Annotated in this window: 17 protein-coding genes and 3 pseudogenes; 12 read left to right on the plus strand and 8 right to left on the minus strand. The window is 67.0% G+C overall.

Features of this window, described 5'->3' with window-relative positions; all coding sequences use genetic code 11:
• Nucleotides 1-271: 271 nt before the first annotated feature.
• Nucleotides 272-2,026, minus strand: a complete 1,755-nt coding sequence (locus tag ACGFR7_RS31595) for a pentapeptide repeat-containing protein (protein WP_393325782.1) — start codon at nucleotides 2,024-2,026, stop codon at nucleotides 272-274.
• 414 nt (nucleotides 2,027-2,440) lie between these two features.
• On the opposite strand from ACGFR7_RS31595, the gene ACGFR7_RS31600 reads away from it, so the two are divergent.
• The 3 genes from ACGFR7_RS31600 to ACGFR7_RS31610 all read left to right on the plus strand — a co-directional run bounded on the left by ACGFR7_RS31600 (nucleotide 2,441) and on the right by ACGFR7_RS31610 (nucleotide 3,707).
• The gene (locus ACGFR7_RS31600; protein ID WP_235446832.1) at nucleotides 2,441-3,007 is read left to right on the plus strand and encodes a hypothetical protein; all 567 of its coding nucleotides are present in this window, start codon (nucleotides 2,441-2,443) and stop codon (nucleotides 3,005-3,007) included.
• A gap of 119 nt (nucleotides 3,008-3,126) precedes the next feature.
• Entirely contained in the window at nucleotides 3,127-3,501 is a 375-nt protein-coding gene (locus ACGFR7_RS31605) for a hypothetical protein (protein ID WP_235446833.1), read from the plus strand.
• A complete protein-coding gene (locus ACGFR7_RS31610) occupies nucleotides 3,498-3,707 on the plus strand; it encodes a TIGR02391 family protein (protein WP_393325912.1) in 210 nt (69 codons plus the stop codon). The genes ACGFR7_RS31605 and ACGFR7_RS31610 overlap by 4 nt, the downstream gene beginning before the upstream one ends.
• A 106-nt stretch (nucleotides 3,708-3,813) precedes the next feature.
• Here the strand turns inward: ACGFR7_RS31610 and ACGFR7_RS31615 are convergent, their stop codons facing one another.
• The 3 genes and pseudogenes from ACGFR7_RS31615 to ACGFR7_RS31625 all read right to left on the minus strand — a co-directional run.
• On the minus strand, nucleotides 3,814-4,293 hold the full coding sequence (locus ACGFR7_RS31615) for an ASCH domain-containing protein (RefSeq protein ID WP_235446835.1): 480 nt from the start codon (nucleotides 4,291-4,293) through the stop codon (nucleotides 3,814-3,816).
• Entirely contained in the window at nucleotides 4,290-6,356 is a 2,067-nt protein-coding gene (locus tag ACGFR7_RS31620) for a GNAT family N-acetyltransferase (protein ID WP_393325784.1), read from the minus strand. Before ACGFR7_RS31620 ends, ACGFR7_RS31615 begins: the two co-directional genes overlap by 4 nt.
• A 92-nt stretch (nucleotides 6,357-6,448) precedes the next feature.
• Nucleotides 6,449-7,117 (minus strand): annotated as a pseudogene (locus ACGFR7_RS31625) (tyrosine-type recombinase/integrase); the annotation flags it as partial.
• A gap of 73 nt (nucleotides 7,118-7,190) precedes the next feature.
• On the opposite strand from ACGFR7_RS31625, the gene ACGFR7_RS31630 reads away from it, so the two are divergent.
• From ACGFR7_RS31630 to ACGFR7_RS31660, 7 genes are all read left to right on the plus strand, one after another.
• A complete protein-coding gene (locus ACGFR7_RS31630) occupies nucleotides 7,191-7,577 on the plus strand; it encodes a hypothetical protein (RefSeq protein WP_393325786.1) in 387 nt (128 codons plus the stop codon).
• A gap of 255 nt (nucleotides 7,578-7,832) precedes the next feature.
• Nucleotides 7,833-8,249: a hypothetical protein gene (locus ACGFR7_RS31635; protein ID WP_393325788.1), complete on the plus strand. Its 417-nt coding sequence runs from the start codon at nucleotides 7,833-7,835 to the stop codon at nucleotides 8,247-8,249.
• Entirely contained in the window at nucleotides 8,246-12,010 is a 3,765-nt protein-coding gene (locus tag ACGFR7_RS31640; RefSeq protein WP_393325789.1) for an AAA domain-containing protein, read from the plus strand. Before ACGFR7_RS31635 ends, ACGFR7_RS31640 begins: the two co-directional genes overlap by 4 nt.
• A 388-nt stretch (nucleotides 12,011-12,398) precedes the next feature.
• Nucleotides 12,399-12,695: a WXG100 family type VII secretion target gene (locus ACGFR7_RS31645; protein WP_393325790.1), complete on the plus strand. Its 297-nt coding sequence runs from the start codon at nucleotides 12,399-12,401 to the stop codon at nucleotides 12,693-12,695.
• A 63-nt stretch (nucleotides 12,696-12,758) separates the two neighbouring features.
• Entirely contained in the window at nucleotides 12,759-14,210 is a 1,452-nt protein-coding gene (locus tag ACGFR7_RS31650) for a putative T7SS-secreted protein (RefSeq protein ID WP_393325792.1), read from the plus strand.
• Complete coding sequence (locus tag ACGFR7_RS31655; RefSeq protein ID WP_393325794.1) at nucleotides 14,210-14,863, plus strand: hypothetical protein; 654 nt, start codon at nucleotides 14,210-14,212, stop codon at nucleotides 14,861-14,863. The genes ACGFR7_RS31650 and ACGFR7_RS31655 overlap by 1 nt, the downstream gene beginning before the upstream one ends.
• Before the next feature lie 227 nt (nucleotides 14,864-15,090).
• Nucleotides 15,091-15,666, plus strand: a complete 576-nt coding sequence (locus tag ACGFR7_RS31660) for a hypothetical protein (protein WP_393325795.1) — start codon at nucleotides 15,091-15,093, stop codon at nucleotides 15,664-15,666.
• Nucleotides 15,667-16,021: 355 nt separating this feature from the next.
• On the opposite strand, the pseudogene ACGFR7_RS31665 reads toward ACGFR7_RS31660, so the two are convergent.
• Nucleotides 16,022-16,330 (minus strand): annotated as a pseudogene (locus ACGFR7_RS31665) (site-specific integrase); the annotation flags it as partial.
• Between the two features lie 40 nt (nucleotides 16,331-16,370).
• On the opposite strand from ACGFR7_RS31665, the pseudogene ACGFR7_RS31670 reads away from it, so the two are divergent.
• Nucleotides 16,371-17,029: pseudogene (locus tag ACGFR7_RS31670) on the plus strand (UTRA domain-containing protein); the annotation flags it as partial.
• 667 nt (nucleotides 17,030-17,696) lie between these two features.
• Here the strand turns inward: ACGFR7_RS31670 and ACGFR7_RS31675 are convergent.
• From ACGFR7_RS31675 to ACGFR7_RS31685, 3 genes are read right to left on the minus strand one after another with little or no spacing between them, the layout of a single operon-like run.
• Nucleotides 17,697-18,440, minus strand: coding sequence for a class I SAM-dependent methyltransferase (locus ACGFR7_RS31675; RefSeq protein ID WP_393325797.1), 744 nt, complete (start codon nucleotides 18,438-18,440; stop codon nucleotides 17,697-17,699).
• On the minus strand, nucleotides 18,395-18,775 hold the full coding sequence (locus ACGFR7_RS31680; protein ID WP_393325799.1) for a plasmid pRiA4b ORF-3 family protein: 381 nt from the start codon (nucleotides 18,773-18,775) through the stop codon (nucleotides 18,395-18,397). The genes ACGFR7_RS31675 and ACGFR7_RS31680 overlap by 46 nt, the downstream gene beginning before the upstream one ends.
• Nucleotides 18,765-19,304, minus strand: a complete 540-nt coding sequence (locus tag ACGFR7_RS31685; protein ID WP_393325801.1) for an IS630 family transposase — start codon at nucleotides 19,302-19,304, stop codon at nucleotides 18,765-18,767. Before ACGFR7_RS31685 ends, ACGFR7_RS31680 begins: the two co-directional genes overlap by 11 nt.
• A 493-nt stretch (nucleotides 19,305-19,797) precedes the next feature.
• Between ACGFR7_RS31685 and ACGFR7_RS31690 the strand changes: the two genes are divergently transcribed.
• Complete coding sequence (locus ACGFR7_RS31690; RefSeq protein ID WP_393325803.1) at nucleotides 19,798-22,128, plus strand: hypothetical protein; 2,331 nt, start codon at nucleotides 19,798-19,800, stop codon at nucleotides 22,126-22,128.
• Nucleotides 22,129-22,208 lie beyond the last annotated feature (80 nt).

The following is a 22,208-nucleotide window of genomic DNA, read 5'->3' on the forward strand; positions in this document are numbered from 1 at the left end:
CCAGAAGGGCGTCCAGGTTTGTCGTCACACACGAGCCAACGGGCGCCCTTCGCCATGGTCGCGGCCAGCACAAACATCGGACTCATTCATCTAGGTTCTGCCCGGGCCGATCATGTGCGGAGCTAGACAACCTTGGCTCCGAGACTGACAGTGCTGAGGTAGACGGGGGGGCACTGAAGGTGTTGGGCAGCTTGGGACAGCATGAGCGCACCGATCACTTCAGTGCCTGTAGCCGTGTCGTCTGCGGTAGTTCGGTGCTTTGGGGTGGTGGTCAGCGTTTGACACGGCTGCGAACGGCCAGGACCGCGAGGCCGAGGAGGACGGGTTCGGCGAGGCGGGAAGTCATCTCGGTGTATGCGCCGGCAGTGGTCAGGTCTTGGCCGGAGGAGCGAAAGATCACCGAGTTGACCGTTACCCGCAGAGCCCTCTCGAACCGCCCAGTGGTGACGCGCTCTCCCCAGGGGCCGGTGGGATTGACTGGGTCGGGGGTGTCGGTGGTCAGGGCGAGTGTCTGGCCGGCGACAACTTGGCGGCCGGTGGTTTCCCTCTTCGGGGCCTGGGTGGGTAGTCCCCAAAGCATCATGACCGCCACGGTGACGAGCATCGCAGCAGCCAGCGAGGTCAGGGCGCGGGAGGCACGCAACCCGTATCCGGACGCCGCCCAGTACATGGTCAGTAGGGCGCGTTCGGCCCAGGGGGTGCCGGTGCGGTCATGACGACGCATCTCGCACTCGCCGTAGTAGAAATCAGCTGCTCCGGGCTCGTTCTTGCCGTCCTCCAGGGCCTTGCGCAACTGCCGGTAGAGCGCGGCGAGGGTCTCCGGGCCGGGCGTGGGCAACAGGTCCGGGTGGTGGGGCCCGGGTTGCCACTCGTGCGCGGAAGAGACCCGTCCGGGAGTGGGTTGTCCCACGGTGGCGGCGCGCCATTGGTGTTCCTCGGCCAGAGTCCGGCGTCTGGACCATCGCAGCGGCATCAGTCCGCAGCGGTGCCAGCCGATCGGGGGGCGGGCAAAGGTGGTGCGGCCGTCCATGCGGAGCTGGTCCAGGTGCACCGCGCCGACGAAGCGGCACTCGGACAGGTCCACGTCCGTCAGAGCCAGGTGAGCGGCGTCCACCCCGCCAATTTCCCTCACGCGCACACCGGTATCCCGGCCCGCCAGCACCTCTTCGGACAAGGGGGCCTCCCCGATACCCGGGAAGGGGACAGGTTCGCCCGCCACGGTGACCGGACACTCCATCACCGCCCCGGCGAGGTCTACCTCGGCGCAACGCAGCCGCAGCGTGGCCGAGGGCACCCAGCGCGTCCGCCTCAGCGATAGCTCTCGCGCGGCGATCATCATCGTCACCGGCGCCTCGAACACAGCATGATCCAGGTTCACCGCGCCGCCGCACACCAGCGGGCCTAGCCACCGGGCAGCCTCGAATCGAGCCGCGATGAACGTGGCATCGCGGGTGAAGGTCGCTCCGGGGAACTGGACTGCGCTGGTGAAGGATGCCGCACGGAAGTGGGCGGCGCCGGTGAAAGTTGCCCGGCCGAACGCAGCGGCGCCGGTGAAGTTCGCCCCGTCAAACCAGACGGAGTAAGTGAAGGTCGTCTGATTGAACGCGGCGAGACCAGAGAAGGTAACCCGATCGAACGAAGCAGCACGGGTGAAGGTTGCCCCGTCAAACGAAGCGACGTGGGTGAAGGTCGCCTCATCAAACCGCGCTGGGCCAGTGAAGGACGCTCCGTCGAACCGTGCCGACCCGATGCGGGGCTGTTCGGTGCCGGGGTCGCGCAGGGCGTCGAGTAACCGGGCCAGCAGGTCTTCGGTGAACGGCGTGCTGCGATGGTCGATGTCGGCGCCCGGAGCCAGGGTAGCGAGGTAGGCGTCGCAGTCAGCCTCGTCCAGGTGGGCCAGGCAGGTTGTGTGTCCGGGGACGCGGATGCCGTGGCAGCCGACGGGGTGTTCCTGAGTGGCGTTGTGCCCGCAGTGCGGCCACAACGGTGGGGTGCTCGGTGGGGGTTCGGGGTTTGCAGAGGTCATGCCCCAAGGACGATCGAGGGTGGCTGGACAGTTGCCTACCTCGCCCGGGGAGCGCGGCGCTGAAATTTCTCTCGAGCTCCGTTCTGGGAACGGACCTGGGAGATCCTCCTCCAGCAGCGACAGTGCCTCGGCACCGTGGTTCTCGCCGCCACGACCGCCTGGATCTGCGCATGCTCCGGCGGACCGACCTAGCTGGCGGCAACAGTCGAACGTTTCAGTTCAAAGGAAACGGCCTAGCTGACTGCGTAGTCCGCGAGGGAGCTAAGCCCACCAGCCCGTCAGCGCCGGCGGCACCGAGCGCTGATCCGCCACCGCTGAGGAGCTCGCTGGTTCACATCACGAAATGAACACTCCGCGTTCGTGGAACCACACTGCGCTGCATTATTCATGAGCATTCAACTACAGGGGGGACCTATGCGACACATCGCCAACGCCTGTACCGCCCTTGCCGCTACAGCGCTCGCGCTGTCTCTCAGCGCCTGCGGCGGAACCAGCATCGACAGCCAGACGCCGCACTCCGAAAAGGCAGAGGAGACCGTCACACCCGCCTCCGAACCGGAGCCCACAGACGACTCGAGCCAGTCCTCGGACCAGCCACACAGCCTCACGGACACGGTGACCTACGAAAACAATGCCTCCGTCACGCTCCAAGGGTTCAGCCGTGGTGTCTCCCACGACTACGCGGCCCCGGGGAACACGCCTTACGTGAGGTTTAACGTCCGCGTCGTCAATGGGGCCAAGAGCACCCTGGATGTCACCGCCATGACCGTCAACTGCCAGTACGGTGATGAGGAAGGCAAGCAGGCGGAATCCATCTTCGATGACGGCCTGGAAGGTTCACCGAGCACCAAGTTGCTGGCCGGGCGCACCGTAAGCATCCCCTGGGCCTGCGAGCTGCCAAAGGGCCAACAGCACGTACAGATCGAGGTCACGCCCACCCCAGAGTCGGCGGCCGCGATCTACACCGGCAGCGTCAAGTAGCAGAGGCCACGCCCCCAGAGCAGCACCCGGCGGTGCAGGCGTCTGGCTAACGCCCGGCACCCTGCATCTCCGTCAGGTCAACCACTACGCCGAGCCGACCCCGAGCGCTGAGGACCACAATGGACTTCTCCAAGGGCCACGCGCCCGCCGAGCCCCTGACGTTTAAGGGGCAGCTTGCCACCCTCACCATCACACCCGGAATTGCCGAGATCTCACGACGCGCCATCGGAAAGCTGGGCGGCGCGAGGAATGCCACCATCCATCTCGTCAACGTGGTCTCCATCCAGTGCAAGGAGCCCACCCGGCTCGTCAACGGCTACCTCTACTTCGCCGATGCCACCGACCCGAAGCGGATCACGGCCTGGAGTACAGACACACGCAAGCAGGTCGCCGGCAACAGCCACGCGATCATGTTCAGTTGGCAGCAGCGTGACACCTACACCAAGGCCAAAGCCGCCGTAGACCAGATCATGGCCAACCGCATGAACTGCTGAGTAGAAGAAGTCAGCAGGCACTCACTCCCGGAGCAGAGGGTTCCTCGTCCCTGTTCGCTGGCGCCATGGGCGCGTATGAGAATCCCTCAAATCATCGCACCATCGACTTTGACGACCCGATCGAGGCCGCCGAGATCATTCAGCCCGCGGACCCACTGCCACGACAGGTCGAGCGGTTTAAACGTCGCCCATCCCGGAATTCCTAGTAAGCGGTGGGCCACGGGTCACCCAGCTGCGCCTTCGGTGCCACAGGACAACAGCGGGTATGACTAGGGTCGGGCCGACGCATCGTCAGCCCGGCCCAGCTCCTGTCTACGCCGGTACGGGGTCTCCCAGAATTCCGCGGAGGACCGTACCCGCGGACGGCGAAGCTTCGGCTACCTGCCTCAGCGCTTCGTCCTTGAGATACCGGTAGCTCTGCGGCGGATGGAAGGTCCCAGCGGCACGCAGAGCGCTGAGCGGCACCGGCTCCTCGAAAGGCTGCGGCTCTTCGAGAGTCAGCCCGCTGGCCTGGGTGGCACCGCTCATGTACTCGTCGAACTCCCGTCGACTGATGCCCGTTTGGGAGCGATGAGCGCGCCACACCTCCCTCGGGGAGCCGACCTTGACCGCCGCGATGCGCGCCAGCCCCACCAACGCCATCGTGGGGGCGGTGGCGTAGAGGACGACAGTGGTGCCGGGCGGCGCAGCGACACGCTGTCGGCGCACCTCGACCGTCTTGCTGCCCGCCAGGATCGCCGTAGCGAAGCGGGGGTGCACGGACAGCAGCATCGGGCGGTCCAGATCGTTCACGTCCTTCGGTGTCCCTCTTCGTAGACCGCCTGGAACAGCCTGTTGCTGATCTTCGACAGCGACTGCAGCGAAAACTGTAGTCCCAGGCCCTTGGCCAGTGAGTTCAATCGCCGCAGCGGCACCATCCTCGGAAAGATCTCGGTGTCCGAGAACCTCAAGGCCATCGCACGGCCTGAAGCATCGCGGCGAGCGATTGCGCGTACCTGCTCCCGACCATATACGCCCAGGTGTTCGAATTTCGAGTGCAGGGCATCCGGCGCGTCGATTACCACCTCGTCCAACTGCGAGCATCCGATGACCATTTGACCCTCTTCATGGGAGGAGCCCCTGCTGACGTACCAGAGCAGGCGCGCCGGGACGCTCTCGCCACGGTGCCCGGAAGAACGGTAGTAGACGTGTTCCCTGCTGATCCCCAGTTCATCGGGGCGTGGCAGCAGCGTCGCAGGGGTGTTGAACAGCTCGGTGGACCAGCGGGGTTCGATGGGCACCAGGAAGGACGGCATCAGGGAGTCCATGACCTTTGCCGGCCACCAGGCCCGCTCAACGAAGCCAGCCACCTCGGCGGGTAATCCGGCTTCGAGTGCCGTTTCCTCACGCCCCAGCTCACGGGCCGTCTCACCGGCGACGGCTGCCACCTCTTGGGCGGTCCCGCAGACGTCGACCAGCAGGGACGCCAGCCCGCCATCGTGCTCGAAGAAGCCGTCATCACCCGCGGCCGTCTTGGTGGCGGGCGATGGAAAAGCATCAGTGACTCGTACGGCTTGGGCGCCGCACTCCCGTCCGAGACGTTTCAGTGAGAACAGCAACTGCCGGGCGAGCGTCTCTTCCAGAGGGTGCGCCGCGGTCCGCAGCACCGGCACGCTCAGTGTGCGCCCGTCCATCGCCCATGCGTAGAGCGCAACTGGGCGGCCTTGCCCGTCCCGAAGCAGTTCACGGTTCCACACGACCGTGTCCGCAGCCAAGGCTTGCAGCCGCTTTGCGAACGCCGAGCCACGGTCGCCTCCTGACTGGTCGAAGAATGCCACGAGTTCGGCCTCTGCCCGGGGCGACACCTTACTGACGCGGAACTCCGTGCCCATGAGGTCGGCCGGCCGGTACATCTGCGCCTGTCGCAACTCGTCCACGTGCAGCGTCACAGCCGACGGTGCCACCACCTTGACCCTAGCGATGCTCCAGGCAACATCAGCCAGTTGCATCAGCAGAGGATCCCGGGTGACAAGAACTTGCAGGCCGGCGCACGAGGTCTCGGCCACGTACTGCAGGCGTGGCATCAGCTCGGATTCGGCGGGCAGGTCGTGAACTTCAGCCGTCCGAGCCGCCTCCAGCATCTCGTGACACCGTAAAGCCACCGCCTCTGCGTCCGGAGTGACCCGACGCAACCCGTGCGAGGCAGCCCGCTGATGCTTGCGCTCCGCCGTATCGGCGATGGCCCGCAGATCGTGCAGAAGCTGTGGCGTGAAGGCGAATTCGATGAGGTCAGCCAACCAACCGGCCTCAAGGGCCCGTGACTGTGCCGCTTCGCTCGCCGGTGACCGCCCCCGCAGATCGGCGAATACGCCGTGGTCCACGGTCACGACCAGTAGCGCTTCGCTTTCCACGTCGGCGAAGAGGTCCGGGTGCCCGTGGTCGAGCCACCACCCGTCCAGGGTCTCCCCGTCCTGTCCGCGCCCACGCACCTCCCCTTGCGGAACGAAGCCCAGGCTCGTCCACATATCGCTGAGCCCGTAGTCACGACGGCACTTCGCCTTGATCCCCAGCCGATCCGAGTGCCTGTGCCGGATCTCTTCCACCAGCAGCCGTGCCGCGCCCTTGCCGCGGTGTTCCTTCGCGATGCACAGGTGCGCGAGCCGGACATGCGGGCTCCGCTTCGGAAGCCCGAAGAGTGCGTACCCGATCACCTCGCCCTCATCGACAGCGACGAGCAGCCCGCCGTCGCTCGCGTGCTTGCGGTACGCGGGAGGCGTGAGCAACCCGAGCGTCTTGGTATAGCGATCGCCCAACGCCACGGCCGCATCGATTAACTCGGCTTGCGTCTCCGCCACAGGCATGATCTTGATCGCCACGAGTCCCCCTCCGAATGAACTTGCCACTGGCCAGTTCGGCTCTCGTGTCAGTACATACAGGGAAAGCCGCGTCGGCCCAAGACCGCCTTCGATCAAAGGCGGACGAGACACGGGTACGGCAAGGGCCGGGCCGACTTCTCGTCGGCCCGGCCCAGGTCACCGATCAGCCTGCTGGTTCGAACGCCAAGGCCATGGACGGTCGCCAGCTCTCCCACCTGCTCCCCGTACTCGCTGGCCTCCTGACGCTGACGGCGCACGTCGGCGTCCATGGTGGCGTCGATCTTGCGCTGGTGCGTCCTCTTGGAATGCTGGTAGATAAGCTGCGCCCGCTCGCTGGACCGACCGGCGCGGACCATGAGGTCCTTCAGCTTGGCCCCGGTGTCCGCTGCCAGGGTGTTGCCGGTGTGCCGCAGGTCGTAGAAGCGAAAGTCGTCGGGCAGGCCGACCTTGTTCCGCGCCTTGCGGTACTTGCGCCCGAAGGTGGACCGGCGGAACGGCACCCTGCGCTCCCCGACGAAGACCAGCCCCTCCGGCCCCGGCTCAGCGAACCAGTCCAGCTGCTGTCGCAGGTCGGTGAGCACGATTAGCGGCAAGACGATCTCCCGTTTACCGGCACAGGACTTGGGCCTGCCGATGACCCGTGTGCCCGTGGTCAACTCCGGTGCGGCACGCTTGACCCAGACCGATTCCTCGTCCACGTCGACGTCCCTGCGACGCAGCTCCGCCAGTTCCTCCGGACACATCGAGGCGAACGGTGCCAAGCCGCTTAACTTGATCGGGTGGTATCGACTGATTGCCTGACAGGTGCGGGATGGGTCCGGTAGATGTGTGCGCGTGACTGACTTCACGCCCGAGGACGGCGAGCCCACCTCCTTCGCCGAGAGGGCGAAGGACCTGTACAGGAAGCACAGGGAGAGAATCCTCGCCGTTGGCGGCGCTGTCGGCATCGTGGCTCTGTCCGCCGTTGCCGTGATCGCTAGGAACGCCATGGAACCGAGCGTCCCCGAGGACACCGAGGATCAGGAGCAGACCTCCGCCACTGAAACCACGGACGAGCCTCGGCAGTCGCCCATTCCTCACCTGCGGAAGCTCCCTGAGGGTCAGAACGCCAGCGAGGAAAGGAAGGCGCAGCACAAGGCGGAGACAGGGGCCGACCTCGCACCCGGTACTACTTGGGTTCACCCCCCGGAGGACGAGGACCCCGGCGAAGCCGCAGCCTGAGCACCGAGGCGAAGGGTGCCGCGTCCTCTCACTCCTGAGCAGTGCCGACGGGATGCTGGCAAAACGTCTCTCCCGCCTCGATACCTGCGATCGCCCGGGGAGACGCCGTCGGCGGCTGAGACGCCGCTCCTCCAAAGAGCGGAGGTGGCCGGATGCCGCCCCTCCCTTCGACCTCGGCTGTCACCAGCGAACGTCCTCGTGCCAAAGTCGCCGAGCGGACCGGACTAGCAAATAAGCGAACGCGAGGAGCAGCACATGCGCGACGGGGGACAGCAGTGGACACTCACCGTGCCCACAGGCGGCGACACACTCCGGCAGGAGCGCCTCACCCGGGATCTGCACGACAGCCTGGAGAGGGCAGACGGTCTCGTCGTCGGCTTTCACGACGCCGAAGGGCCCGCCGCACCGGGCCGTAAGGGTACGGGCGTGGGCGAGGTGGCTCTCTGGGCCGCTACCACTGCCGCTGTCATTCGCCCGGCGTCGCAGGTCCTGATCACCCTGATCAAGGAGTGGTGCGCCAAGGAACGACACCGCAAGGTCGTGGTCACCATCGCGGGTGACTCCGTCGAGATCACCGGGCGCCCTGACGCCGCACAGGAACGCATGGTCCGCGAATTCCAGGACCGGATCTCCGGCAACGACGGCCCCGGACCGGATGACAGCGCGGCGTGACCCGCCTCCATAAGCGCCGGGCTCTTCTGATCGGCAACGAGCACTACGACGACGGCCGTTTCTCGCCACTCGCCTCCGTCCGAGCGGACGTATGGGGACTTGCTCAGGTCCTGAAGCACCGCAACATCGGCAACTTCGTCTCCGTCCGGACAGAATCCGATCTCACCGCAGACGACATGCGAGCAGTCATCGGCGAGTTCCTTCAGGATCGCGACGAGGACGAGCTCGCGCTCGTGTACGTCTCCGGGCACGGTGTACGCACGGTGCGTGACGGCGGCGAGTTCCACTTCGTCGCCAAGGACACCGACTACGACAGACTGGCCGCGACCGGTATCAGCGCCGGGTTCCTCAATGATTCGCTGGAAGAGTGCGTCGCACCGCAGAAGGTCGTGATGATCGACTGCTGTCGCAGCGGCGGGTTCGCCATGGGGCTGCGTACGTCGGACCGACGGCCTGACAGCTCCGTGGCGAAATCCGGCGAGCAGCCCCCGCTGACCAGCAGGGGTGTGTACGTCCTGTCGTCCTCACGGGCCGGGGAAGACTCGTTCGCTGACGCGGGCGGCGGCGATGACGTGAAGCCGTCGGCGTTCACCGGTGAGGTCATCGAAGCGCTGCGCACGGGGAAGGTCAGCAAGGACGGCGGCCGTGAAGTACAGGTCAGCGACCTGTTCCACTATGTGAACCGGCGAATGCGTGCCCAGGACGGTGGCCGTCAGGTGCCGGTGCACTCCGCTCTCGGCGTCGACGACCGAATCGTCATCGCAGACAGTCCATTCGGCCGGGCCCCCATCCTCGATCCCCTGAGTCCGCGACCCCGCCCCGGCGCCGAGGAGCCGCCACAGCCGCACGCCGCGAAGTCCGCTCATACGCAGCCCGCCTGGGCCGGCCTGCTGGACTACTACCGCGAGTGCGTTCTGGCCGAAGGCGCCGAGACGCCTCTGATGGAGGTGGGCCACCAGAACACGTCGTACGTATGCCTGGACGGCGCGGAGAGGTTCATCTCCGGCGACGTGGACGACGACGGATGCACCGCGCTCCCCGAAGAAGCGGCCTCGCTGGTGGATTCGGCGGCCGAGGACGACGCGGAGCTCTGGGCGGGTTACCCGGCCGTGGTCCTCACCGGGCCGCGCTCCGGAAGCCCCTGGCGGCACCCGAAGTTCGCGCCGCTTCTGGTACGCCGCGTCGAGATCGTCCAAGGCGAGGGTGAGGTGAGGCTGAAGCCGTACGGTCCGGTCCAGCCGCATCCTCAGCTGGCTCTCGACTGGCTCGGCGAGGAGGAGGCCACCCAGCTCATCGACACGTTCCAGCCGTCTTGGCACCGAGGGCAGCACGACCGTATGGCTTTGGAGGTACGCAACCTTCTTACGCAGGAGTTCGAGCTGCCGTGCGTGCAGGAGCTCCAGCCCGACCAACTCGCCGACCGCATCGACGTCCGCACACCTGGCCACGGCGCCCGCAACACCGCGGTCCTCTTCTCGGCCCGCCCCCAGACAGGCTTCACCAAGCGCCTGCTCAACGACTTCGCCGACATCGCCAAGCGGACCGACCAGATCGAGAAGACTGCCCTCGGGGCCCTCGCGCCCGAAGCCTCGCAGCGTGACCGAGCCCTCGGCCACACGGAACCCGAACCGGCGCGCCTCGTGACGCCACTGCCCTGCAACGAGGCGCAGACCGCAGTGCTCCGGTCCGCCATGACCCGCCGGCTCACGGTGGCCACCGGCCCGCCCGGCACCGGCAAGAGTCAGTTGGTCGCCAATCTCGTAGCCACCGCGATCTCCGCCGGTCAGACCGTACTGGTCGCGTCCACCAACAACGAGGCCGTGGACGAGGTCTGGCGCCGCTGCGACACACTGGTGCCCGGCAGCATCGTACGGACAGGTTCGGCGCGGAAGAACGCCAAGAGCAACGCGGAGCACGAGGCCGCCGCGCTGCACGCACTGCGCACCGGTCCGGAGCCGTCGTCCACCGTGACCACGGCGTCCATGGAGGCCACCCTGGCCGCCGACCGTCTGGCAGAAGTACGGCGGGACCTGGCGCACATCGCGGAGACGGAGTTGCGGCTCCGCCGGGCAGGCGAGGCCCGCGACCACCATGCGCAACAGCTCGGGATCGCCGTCGCCGAACTCCAGGACCTACTCGGTCGTCTGCCCCGGCCGAGGGAGCTGGAGGACAAGGCGCGCCGTCTCTCCCGCGCGCGCATTCTCGGGTCGTGGCGCCGGGCCCGGTTCCTGCGCGGGGCCGGTCTGGACGGGTACGACGGCGATTCCGCCGCGGGCTGCCTCGCGCTCGCCGGCTTCGCCGCGGCCGAGACGGAGTGGCGTGACGGGCGCGAGCACGCGGCCTCCGTGGACGACACAGCGCTCGCGCGCGCACTGCGCGACGCCGAAAACAGCGTTCAGGACGCTTCACGCACTCTCCTCGCCACCACGGTGCAAGCCGCCGCTTTGGCTGGGCGCCGTCGCATCCTCGATCTGCTGACCGCTCAGGACGGCAGTCGCAGCGACTGGCCGCAGATGCGGAGGGTTCTGGGCCGCTCAGACGGCTCGCCGGATATGCCTGCAGTGGCCGGGTGGGCCGTCACCAGCCTCTCCGCCCGGCGTTTCCCTCTGGGCCCGGCCTTGTTCGATCTCGTCGTCATCGACGAGGCCAGCCAGTGCGCGATCCCGCATGTCCTGCCGCTGCTCTTCCGCGCGCGGCGCGCGCTCGTCATCGGCGACCCCATGCAGCTCACGCACATCACGAAGACCAGCCCGCACCGCGAGGCGCTCATTCGCCGCGGGAACGGGCTGCGGTCCGAATGGCTGGAGAAACACCGCCTTGCCTACCGGCGCCACTCCGCCTTCCACGCCGCCGAACGCTCCGCGGGCGGCACGTTGCTTCTCGACGAACATTTCCGCTGCCACCCGCACATCGCCGCGATCTCCAACGACCTCTTCTACGACGGCGGACTGACCGTCCTCACCGACACCCGCGGCCGCCCCGCTCTGCCGCGTCCCGCCGTCATCTGGACGGACGTGCCCGGACGGGCCACCCGCCCCCGGTTGGGTGGCTCCTGGGTCAACGAAGACGAGATCCGAAAAACGCACGACAGCGTCAACTACCTGCTGGAACAGCTGCCGCCCGAAGCCACCGTCGGCGTTGTCACTCCCTTCGCGCCGCAAGCCGAAGCGCTGCGGAGGCGGTTGCAACCGTACGACGAGGAGCGTCTGCGCATCGGAACGGTACACACCTTCCAGGGCGGCGAACGCGATGTCATGGTGTTCACCCTCGTCGCAGGGGACGGCATGCACCCCGGTGCCGTCGAATGGGTCGGCGGACAGCTGAACCTTTGGAACGTCGCCGTCACCCGCGCGCGAAGTCACCTCATCGTGGTGGGAGACAAGGAGCGCTGGCGGAAACGGGGAGGGGTGGCCGCCGCGCTGCTGGGGAGCGCGGAGCGCGACGGCGTGCCCTCGCGTGACAGCAGCGAAGACGTGCTACTCAAACGCCTGTACCAGCTCCTCTCCCGCGAGGCGGGAGCCACTGTCACGCTGGGCGAGACCGTTCACGGGCATCCGGCGGACGCTCTGGTGGGAGGCGTCGGCGACACCGCCCCTAGAGCTGTACTGCTCGACAGAGGAGTCGAAGAGGGCGCTGACGCGGCACGCCACATCCGGCTCATGCTGCACCGGCGGAACCTGCTGGGCAGTGGGGACGGCGAAGTCGAAGCCGCTCGATGGCCGGCCTGGAGGCTGTACGAGACAGACGAACAGCGGGGGTGAGCCAGGCCCCGCGCCCTGATCGGGCGGGGCTCTCACTCTCCGTACGCCTGACTCCAGCGCGTCCGATGCCGGCACCCCCCTGGCCACCATCGTTCACCTCCTGCTGGCAGCCGCCTACGAATAAGCGTGCCCCGCACGCTGCCCCGCAACAATGCGCACCGCCGCACCGAGGCAGAGTCGACGAGGGGGAGGACGCGGCGGTGGTGGAAACGGGGTGCGTGTGCTTAACGCCGTGGAGCCCAATAACTGGTTCGAGCCGCGCTCGATGATCCGAACATCGAAGCGGGGAGGCGCGACGGGTATCCGACAGCCCGTTCGGGCCAACGCCCGGCCGACGGTAACGTGTGGGACGACTGTGCACAGATACGGGGAACGCCAGGGAGGGCGCATGGGGGGCTATTTCAAGGTCGAGGCAGACAACCTCGGACGCCTGCTGAAGGACCTGCACAACAGCCAGGACAACATGCGCAAGGCGCTGGACGCGCTGAAGGATACCGGCCCGAAGTCGACGGGAGCGGAGGCTCTGGACAACGCCTGCGACGAGTTCCACGACAGCTGGGACAACGCCATCAAGAAGATCGCCGACGGCACCCAGGCCATCGAGGAGAAGTTGAAGCAGGTCAAGCAGAACTACGAGTCGATTGAGCACGCGCTGCGCGACGCCTTTGCGAAGAACGCCAAGTAGGCGCCGTGCAGTGTGCGTTCACCCGAACCGTCCTCTTCTCTCCGACCTACTACAGGTGACTCCATGACCACGCACGACTTCCCCGCCCTCGGCTTCAACCCGGCGCCCGGCAACCTGGGTTCCGTCGACGACCTGACCGGCAAGCTCGGCTCGGCCAAGCGCTCCCTGGACTCTGCCCACGCCGTCCTGTCCCGCCTCGGCAAGGGCGGCGGTGACTGGGAGGGCGATGCGGCGAAGGCGTTCGCGGGAAAGGTCGGCGACCTGCCCAAGTACGTGAGTGACAGCCGCGAGGCCATGCACGACGCCGTCACCCAGCTCCGCTCCTGGCACACCGCGCTCTCCTCGTACCAGACCAAGGGCCGCCAGCACGAGGCGGATGCCGCCGCGGCCAAGCAGACGGTGGCCACCCGGAAGGCGGAGAACGAGCGCGCGCACCACGCTTACAACGAGGCCGCAGCCAACCCGGACCTCCGCCTGGCCGGCACCTACTACACCGACCAGGCTGCCCTGGACGCCGCGCAGAAGAAAATCGACGCAGCGAACGACCGCCTGAACAAGGCGGACACCGCCCTCGACTCCGCCCGCCGCCGTCTGGATTCCGCCACCGACGAGCTTGAGGCGATCGTCAAGAGGGCTGAGGAACTCCTCGGCAACCACCAGGACAAGGCCCGGGACATCGCCGACCGCATCCGGCGGGCCACGGAGAACGCGCCGGACCCGGGGTTCTGGGAAAGTCTCGGTGACCTCTTCACCCGCATGGGCCACGGCATCCAAGAGTGGTGCACCAAACATGCCGACCTGCTCAAGGAGATCGGCGACTGGCTTTCTCTCGCCTCCGGCATCCTGGGCGTCGCCTCGCTGCTGACCCTGTGGTGCCCGCCGCTCTCCGGTGCCCTGGCCCTCGCCAGCGCCGGTGCCTCCCTCGGCGCCCTCGCCACCCACGGGGCGGCGAAGCTCGGTGGGGCGAACGTGAGCGTGATGGACCTGGTGGGCGACGGGATCGGGGTGGTCCCGTTCGGGAAGTTCGGCTCCGTCGCGATGAAGGGCGCCAAGGTACCCATGAAGCTGGTACAGGTGGAAGGCCGCACCGTCGCCTCCATCGACAAGGTCAACAAGATCCGCGCGTTGCGGGACGCCGGGTTCACCGGCCGGGCTCTGGAGGGTAAGTCACTCTTCGGGAGGGGTGCGGAGTACGCGGGCGGCAGCAAGGTCTTCACCACCACCGGCATCGGCAACCGCGTGAAGCTGGCGTGGACGAGCCACGTCCAGGACGTTGCGGGGGCGAGCATCAAGGAGGCGGGGCTCAGTAAGAGCCTCACCAAGATCATGGACAGCGGCTTCACCCCCGACGCGGTCAAGACGTCCCTGCGCGGGGCCCTCAGGGCCGACGGCTCCATCGACCCGACCTCGTGGTGGTCCAAGGGCCCGCAGGTGGCCCAGCAGGTGCCGGGCCTCGCCATCGACGGCTACAGCCAGGCCACCAATCCCGGTTCGCCGGCTGCGGGGCGGCTCTGATGACCACGGTTCCGCAGAGCGTGTCACTCGCCCTGGACACCCCGGAGGGTTTCCACGAGCTGCCGCTGCACCTCCCCCCGGACGTCTTCGACGCCGCCCTGTGGGAGCTTGCGGAGAAGATCTGGCCGGGTGGTACGGATTTCCAGCGCGAGACTACCGCCGTCGTCTACTCCGACCTCACGGCCACCCTGGCTGCCGACAACGTTCTTCACGCGTCCGTCGCCTTCTACGAGACGGAGGACGGCGCGGCGAGCACAGCTCACCTCCTGGTACGGGCAGAGGCCGTGGCCCCGGAGGCTCCGGAAATCGTCGCCGCTTCGTTCCAGGAGACACTCTCCTTCGACGAGCACCGCAGCATCGCCCGGGTGGACCTGCCCTGTGGCCCGGCCGTGCTCTCCCTACACGCCACCGAGACGGAGGGCGAGGCCATCCTTCCGGCACTGGAGTTCGCCCACGTCGAGTTGTACGTACCCTCTCCGGTTCGAGGCTGGCTGGTGGTGCTCGCTCTCACGACACCGTGCTTCGCCGACCTGCCGCGGTACACGGGTATCCTGCGGCAGATCGGTGAGTCTCTGGTCATCCGCCCGGCGGAGCAGGCGGAGGACCTCCCGGAGACGCCGGCGGCTGGCGGCGTGCGCGCGGTGTTCGGTTAGGCGGGAGGCACGGTGACCCCCACGGTCTCGGACCCGCACGACCGAAAACTCGCGCGCCTCGAGTTCCGCGAGCGGCGGGGAGCCGCCTGCCGTCGTGCGAGGTGTTCCTCCCGGACGGCCACACGCTGCGCGCCCGCTCGTCGGCCCCCTCGCAATTCTTCACCGCGTCAGCGTGTTTCCCCTGAGCACACTGTGCGGCGCCCAGAACTGACGAGACGAGACACTCCATGACACTCGCCTTCACCCGCCACCTCGACGGCAAGCGCTACGAACTGCGCCCCCGGGGCTCCGCCCCCGTCCACGTCCGCCGTGGGGCCCCCGACGGCCGCCCCCTTCCCAAGGGATGCAAACCACGCTTCGTCCTCGCCGCTGAGCCTGCCGGTGGCTCGCCGCTCGCCGTGGTCGTCCGGAAGGACGGTGGTCGCCTCGCCGTGCTCACCCCGGAGCACGAGCACTTGGCCGAACTGCGCCTGCCGCCAAAGAAGAAGCGGTGGCGGCCCGTGTACGAAATCCACCTGCCCGACGGAACGGTGCTGCGTGGACGGGAGGGGACGGTGCCGTCGCTGCTCCTGTGCCTGGTGATGCTGCCGTTCGTCCTGCTGTACCTGGTTGCCCTGACGCTGTCCGACTCCCCTGCCGACGCCACCACCGCCCCACTGCGGACGGCCTGGAAGCGGCCGGGTGAGCTCTTTGGCCGGGCGGCACTGACCGAGTCCGCGCGCGGCCGGTTCCGGGTCCCGGATGACAGGCTCGACCACCGCGTGGCGTACGCACAAGCGGCGGCGAAGTACTGGGAGCGGTAACCCTCCATCCGCCCCCGCCCTGTCGCGTCTGGCGTCACAACTCCACCAGTCACTGACACATCGACAACCGCGGCGTCGCAACAACCCGCCCTGGGAGTCCGGTCCGATCCGTATCTCTGACGGCCCCGTGCCAGTGCCGTGCCAGATGCAGCGGTAAACAGCGGTTAACCATGGGCAGAAAAGCGTCCGCTTACAGCCCGCTCAGCACACTGTTTGTACAGGTCAGGGGCGGGCGTTCGTAGCCTGCGAAAGCCCCCTGATTCCCAAGCTCAGAGCGCGGGTTCGATTCCCGTCACCCGCTCCAAAGTTGAGGCCCAGGTCAGAGACCTGGGCCTTGTTTGTCGTCTAGACCCCGTTAAGCGTCGCGCACCAGATCCGCACCAGAAGGCTCACCGGAAGGCTGCTGGCGGGCCTTGCTGCGAGCGGCCCGCACCAGATCGTCCAGCCCGCTCGCAGCAAGGCCCGAGGGCTGGTAGATCAGTGCGTCTCGTTCCGACGACTGGCCGGCGCGCACCATCGTGTCCTTGAACGTGGCTCCGGACCGCGTCCCCAGGGTTTGCCCAGTGTGACGAAGGTCGTAGAGGCGGAAGCCCTCCGGCATGCCGACGAGCGCGCGGGCCCTGCGCCATTTCCGCCCGAAGGTGGAACGCCGGAACGGTTTGCCGGTCGGGTTACTCGAACGCGACGAGACTCCGGAGGCCGGAGTGCGACGCGAGATCTGGGAAGAGTCCGGCATCCACGTAGAGGTGGACGAGCTCACCGGGGTCTACAAGAACACGGCACGAGGCATCGTGGTCCTGGTTCCGCTGCAAGCCGGTGGGAGGCGAGGAGCGAACCCCCAGCGAGTCGACGGCGACTCCTCGGTACGCGAACAGCCCAACGACTCCCCGTTTCGCGCGGACATGAAGGCTCCGGGCAAGCAAGGGGGTTGGGAGAGCAGGGCTGCGGCGAAGGTCCCGGCGCCGGCTGAGATCGCGGCACGCCTCGGCATTGACGAGGGCGACCTGTGCGTCCGCATCGTGTACGAGTTCCTCGCTGACGGGAAGCTGGTGCAGCTGTCGACGAACTTGGATCCGTACGACCTCACAGGCGGCACTCTGTCGTCCCCCCAGAGGGTGGGGGGCCGCACGCCGGGGTGGGCGTGGTGAACCGCATGGCCGAGATCGGCATTACGGTCAGCCACGCTGTGGAGCAGCCGAAGCCGCGGCAAACGAATGCCGAGGAGGCATCACTCCTCGGCACCCAGAAGGCCAGCCTGATCACGCGCATCCGGCGGACGTACTACAGCGGTCAAGGGCGGCCCGTGGAGAAAGCGGACATCCTCGTCCCCGCCAGGCTGTGCGAGATTGTCTACGAGATTCCTACAAGTGGTCAGTGGGACGGATGCCCACAGCCCGAAGTTGGCGCATTGCCCGCCCATCAGTACGGCACGCCCAACCGAGATTCGTGAACTCCTCGCCGGAGTTCACAGTCAGGGCATCGAACCGGGCCGTGAGCTGGAGGGCTCGCGGACGGCCCTTGCTGACGCGTCATTCCTGTGACAGCCGGGTGGTCAGCTTGACCGAGGCCACCCGTCCCGCACGCGCCCTACCGTCACGGATGCGGGAGCGTGGAGCGGACGTACCCCGACACGTGGCCGGGGGAGCGATCTACTGACACGATGTGGCTCAGCCCGTCATGGGCGCTCCGCCAACTGACTCGTCGCGTCATCTCCGTACGGGTTACCCAACACTTGCGTCGTAACGTTCGTGAACTCCGCATAGATGCCAGCGATCTCGTGGCGACTCGCATCTAGTGCTGCACCGCACAAGTTCCGCCGATGGCTATCAGGCGGTGAGCTGTTCGTTGATGGCGTCGATGTCGAGGCGGTGCGGTCATGCGCGGTGCGGGTGCCCCACGGTTGCCAGCACGATGAGCGACGCGGGGTTGCCGAGGCCGGGGTGTTCCCGGTTTGTGTATCAGCAGGGTCGTTGCCACCTGACCCAGCCGCCCGCCGGCCTCACTGCTGACCTGGCCCGGCCGGTGGAGGGTCAGTGACCGGCGCCAGCCTTGACCGCTTTCGTGGCGAAGTAGCCGGAGAGCCAGCCGGCGGTGGCCTCCGAGTGGTGCGGCGCCTCGGCGAAGCCGGTGATGGCGAAGTCCGCCGCGATCTGCCCGCCGAGCTGCTCGGTGAGCGTGTGGCTGTACTCCACCGGCGCGTCGAGGCCCCACAGCCGTACCCGCTCGGCGGGCTCCAGGTGGGTGAGGTCGCTGTAGGGCAGACGGTGGCGCACCACCAGCTCGCCGCGCGCCTCCAATGACTCGGCGTCGAAGAGGTAGACGTCCGGGTTGAGGAAGCCGGACAGCAGCGTCCCGCCGGGGCGCAGCACGCGGTGGCACTCGCGCCAGACCGGCGCCAGCTCCGGGATGAACAGGTTGGAGACCGGGTGGACGACAAGGTCGAACGAGGCGTCCGGGAACGGGCTCAGGTCGCGCGCGTCGCCGAGCACGGTGCGTAGGTCGAGCCCCTCCCGCGCCGCGACCATCTCGTCCTGCGCCAGCTGGCGGGGCGAGTTATCGAAGACGGTCACCCGCGCGCCCGCCGCGGCCAGCACCGGACCCTGCTGCCCGCCGCCGGAGGCGAGGCAGAGCACGTCGCGACCGGCGATCTCCGGCGGGAACCAGGTCGGGTCGACCGGCTCGTACCCGATCAGGACGATGGACCACTGGCCGGCCCGCGCCTTCGCGATCACCTCGGGGCCGACCGGGCGTGACCACTCGTTGCCCTCCTCCACCTCGCGGTCCCAGGCGAGGCGGTTGTGCGCGACGGGGTCGACGGGAGTCTGGCTCCTACGCCGTACCCTAGTTGCGTGTCGCCGGCGGTGGGAGCGACCGTATCCAGCGGGGCCTTCCGCTCGTCGCGGTGACCGGGTTCGCTGTCGCGTAGCCCGTAGTTGCCAGCCGGGGTGGTGAAGAGGTGCATGTGGTAGTTCTCCCAGCCCATCGCGGTCTGGATCGCCAGGTGCAGACGGGCGAGTTTGAGGTCGGCCGGGACCTGCAGCCGTCGCCAGATCGGCGGGTGGATGTCGGCCAGGGTGACCTTGATCTGCAGGACGGAGTCAGCGGGCATGGCACTCTTCCTTCGCGGCGGCGGGCTCGTCCCCGGCCTGGCGGGGTCGACCGTCGTAGTTCCAACGGAACGGACAAGCCGTCTCGTTGTGGACGATGGCGAAGTCGCTGACCTTCTCAAGCAGGTCGGTGCGGGAGGAGAAGTCGCCGTGACGCAGGACGGCGCGGGCCAGCAGGGAGAAGAAGATCTCCACCTGGTTCAGCCAGGAGGCGTGCTTGGGGGTGTAGTGCGGCACGATCCGCGGATGCCGCTTCAGCCAGGCCCGGGTGGCCTTGGAAGTGTGCGAGGAGCCGTTGTCCAGGATCAGATGGATCGTCAGCCCGGTTGGAATGCACCGCTGAAGCCGGGCCAGGAACCGGATGAAGTGCGCGGAGTCGTTGCGCTTCAGCTCCTCCATGACCACCTGACCGGTGTGCACGTCCAGCGCGACGGTGACCGAGACGATGCCGTGGCGGATGTACTCGCCCTGTGAAGGCTCAGTCCGAGAGAAAGCGTCACGGGCCTGAGCCAGGGCACCCAGGTATTCCATGAATGAGGTGCGCAGCTCAGCGCGGTCCCTCTCCGACCTCTCTCGACGCCACCGAATGCGGTCGGCAACAAGAGTGCTGGCTACGCCAAGAACCGTACCCACAGCCGTCGCCACGACTGCTGTCCACTCCATGCCTCACCCCTAATTGTACGGAAGGCCCGCGCGCCAAACCCTCGGGAGACTGGCATCCCCCTGCTGCAAGGAACTACTCCACCTGCGAGGCTGCATCACACCGCACCAGATGCGCACCAGAACGAGGGGTAAACCGCGGTCAATCATGGGTCACCACATAGGCCGCCGCCACAACGCCGACCACTGTTCGCGCAGCTCAGCCACACAGTCGGCACGGCACGCACGGTGACTCCCAAGCTCAGAGCGCGGGTTCCATTCCCGTCACCCGCTCCGCTGAAGAGCCCCAGCCAGCAGTCGGACGCCTCTATGTTGCCGAACCTTTCTGGGTCACCATGACATCGCGCGCCATGCCTTCTCTTGGGTGCGTCAGATTACCTTCCGGCCGACATACGGGGCGCCGACCGAAAACGAAGCCAGGAAGCCTGCCCTCCTGCGTACCGGGAGAGACCTGGTGTTCACCGGTCACCCGATGAGCAGTCTTCAGTCCAGAGAGATCAAGGTCAGCACGATGCGCGCGATCACTCTTGCGATTCTTGTCAGCAATTTCTCCAAAGATTGCTCCATCACGGCCACGATGAACGTAGCGTGCATGACCATGGGAGACCTCATACGCCCTCGGACGTGGGCGCAACGATCGATGGGTATGCCAGTGCTGCCAGGCGCAAAGTCCACCTGGCTCATCACACTTCACGCGCTGATCGAGGAGCTGTCCACCAACAGACAGCCGGCGTCAAGCGATCAGGTGTCCCTCCCTCGGACCGGTGGGCTGAACCGGTACCAGTTTCAGCGGCTCGTCCGCGCCGGACTGCTCGCTCGCGAAGGGGCGACGGTTATGCCCAGTGCCGCTGCCACCTCCTGGCAGCAAAGTGGCGACCCTGCCGTGCTCGTGCAAGCGCTCCACTGCAACGTGAGGTTCGTGGGTGAAGCCATGGACGCCCTGTACTCCGGGCCTCGCACGCATGAGCAGCTCCTGAGGCTGGCCCGCGAAGAGTTCGATCTGCAGTGGGACACCCCGGCCCCTGTGCGTGATCGCACAGGGTGGCTCGCTGTCACGGGAATGGTTGAACTCTTCGACCGCCAAGTCCACCTGACAGAAGCAGGTCGGCGCGTCTTGGCTACCATCGAGTTGGGAAAGCCCGAGCCCGACGGCACCGACACCGTCGTACAGCTCGCCCCCACACCCGGAGCCATCGCCAGGCTTGTCGAACAGCTCGACGAAGCTGGCCTCAGGGATAGAGCGGACGGCGCGAATCTCTATATTCCGGGAGTCGCTGCTAACGGCGGAATGCTGGATGCACTACAGGTGCTCACCGAGGCAGCCATTCCATCGGTCAGTGACGAGGAATTTGTGCGATTCGTACAGAGCAACTTCCCCAAGGCCCAAACTGTGGCCACGGCACGAACGGCGAAGGACACCCTCAAGGCGCTCGGGCTGATTCAGCGGACGTCATCCAAGAGCTGGGCCGCCACACCAGCTGCCCTTGCTTGGGTCGCGTCGGGCGAACCGCTGGACCTTGCACGCACTGTTCATGCCGCGATCGCCTTCTTCTGTGAGGTGCTGGGCGAGCTTGACCATACGGTTCGGCCCACGACCGGCACGCTTACGGAACGCAGTTCCCTTTACCTCCCCAACCGCGGGAAGCCTCTGTCCCGCAGTGCGGTCAATACCCGTCTAAATCTGCTGCATGCTTGCGGGCTCGTCACCCGGCTCTCGCAGACCACTTACCGTACGACGACTCTTGGGCGAGCGTTCAAGGACTCACTGCCCTGCTTCCAGCCGAATGACGCCGCAAGTCGCGCACCCTCCGACGGAACCACCGACAACCACCACGGTGACGGCCTTTCGGGCATCACTCACCAATCCAGTTCCACGGCGTCGCACATCGCGGCGGAGCTGGAGGATGCCGCACGGGATAGCGCGAAATCCAAACGATTGGAGAAGGCTGCCATCGTTGCGCTCAGCTACCTGGGCATGCCGGGCCAGCACGTGGGCGGCCCCGGAGCGGTGGACGGCCATGTGCGATTCGGGGTCGGTACGGACTCGCGGACCCTGGCCATCGAGGCGAAGACTTCGGCCACTGGTCCGGTAAGGGATCAGCCGTTGTTCGGGTTGCCGGAACATCGAGCGAGGGTCGGGGCACATGTACACCTCCTCATCGGGCCGGGCTTCGAGCGTCGCATGCTCAAGGAAGCCGACGACGATCCCGCCATCGCCGTGATCGACACCGGACTGCTGGCCGAAGTCGTCCGTCGCCAGGAACAGACGCCGCTCACCCTGGCCCAACTGGCACCCCTCGTTGACCCAGCCCTGAAGGGAGCTCACCGCGGCGACGCCATGCGCGGGTGCTGGGAGGCCCAGGACATACGCAGTCGGCTCGAGTACGCGCTGGTCGACATCTTGAATGCGGAAGCAGAGGACCCACTGGAGGAGGGGGGCTGGCTCGATCTCACATCGATCCGACGCGAGCTCCGGACCCGTGGGTACCGCGTCGACGAGGGCACGGTCGTGGAAGCCCTCGAGTTCCTGGTTTCCTCCCGTATCGGTGCGCTTCAACGCTCTGAACAACGCTACCGCTGCACAGCCAGCGTCCACACGGCAGGTCAGCGCATCAGGGCCCTCGGATACCAGTGGGTGGCAGCGGCAGAACTCCATCAGGCAGCGCACTCAGGAGACGAAGCTGCCCAGGCATAGCTGGCCTCTCGAGCAGATTGGGTCGCTGAGCACTACTCCGAAAGCGGGCTCCCCTCGAACAGTCTTGAATACCGGATAAC

It is taken from the genome of Streptomyces sp. NPDC048516, from assembly GCF_043199875.1.
GTDB lineage: Bacteria > Actinomycetota > Actinomycetes > Streptomycetales > Streptomycetaceae > Streptomyces.

Coding starts and splice junctions, on each gene's coding strand:
- ACGFR7_RS31595 (WP_393325782.1), bottom strand. CDS start 2,026: ATGACCTCTGCAAACCCCGAACCCCCACCGAGCACCCCACCGTTGTGG.
- ACGFR7_RS31600 (WP_235446832.1), top strand. CDS start 2,441: ATGCGACACATCGCCAACGCCTGTACCGCCCTTGCCGCTACAGCGCTC.
- ACGFR7_RS31605 (WP_235446833.1), top strand. CDS start 3,127: ATGGACTTCTCCAAGGGCCACGCGCCCGCCGAGCCCCTGACGTTTAAG.
- ACGFR7_RS31635 (WP_393325788.1), top strand. CDS start 7,833: ATGCGCGACGGGGGACAGCAGTGGACACTCACCGTGCCCACAGGCGGC.
- ACGFR7_RS31645 (WP_393325790.1), top strand. CDS start 12,399: ATGGGGGGCTATTTCAAGGTCGAGGCAGACAACCTCGGACGCCTGCTG.
- ACGFR7_RS31650 (WP_393325792.1), top strand. CDS start 12,759: ATGACCACGCACGACTTCCCCGCCCTCGGCTTCAACCCGGCGCCCGGC.
- ACGFR7_RS31655 (WP_393325794.1), top strand. CDS start 14,210: ATGACCACGGTTCCGCAGAGCGTGTCACTCGCCCTGGACACCCCGGAG.
- ACGFR7_RS31660 (WP_393325795.1), top strand. CDS start 15,091: ATGACACTCGCCTTCACCCGCCACCTCGACGGCAAGCGCTACGAACTG.
- ACGFR7_RS31680 (WP_393325799.1), bottom strand. CDS start 18,775: ATGCCCGCTGACTCCGTCCTGCAGATCAAGGTCACCCTGGCCGACATC.
- ACGFR7_RS31685 (WP_393325801.1), bottom strand. CDS start 19,304: ATGGAATACCTGGGTGCCCTGGCTCAGGCCCGTGACGCTTTCTCTCGG.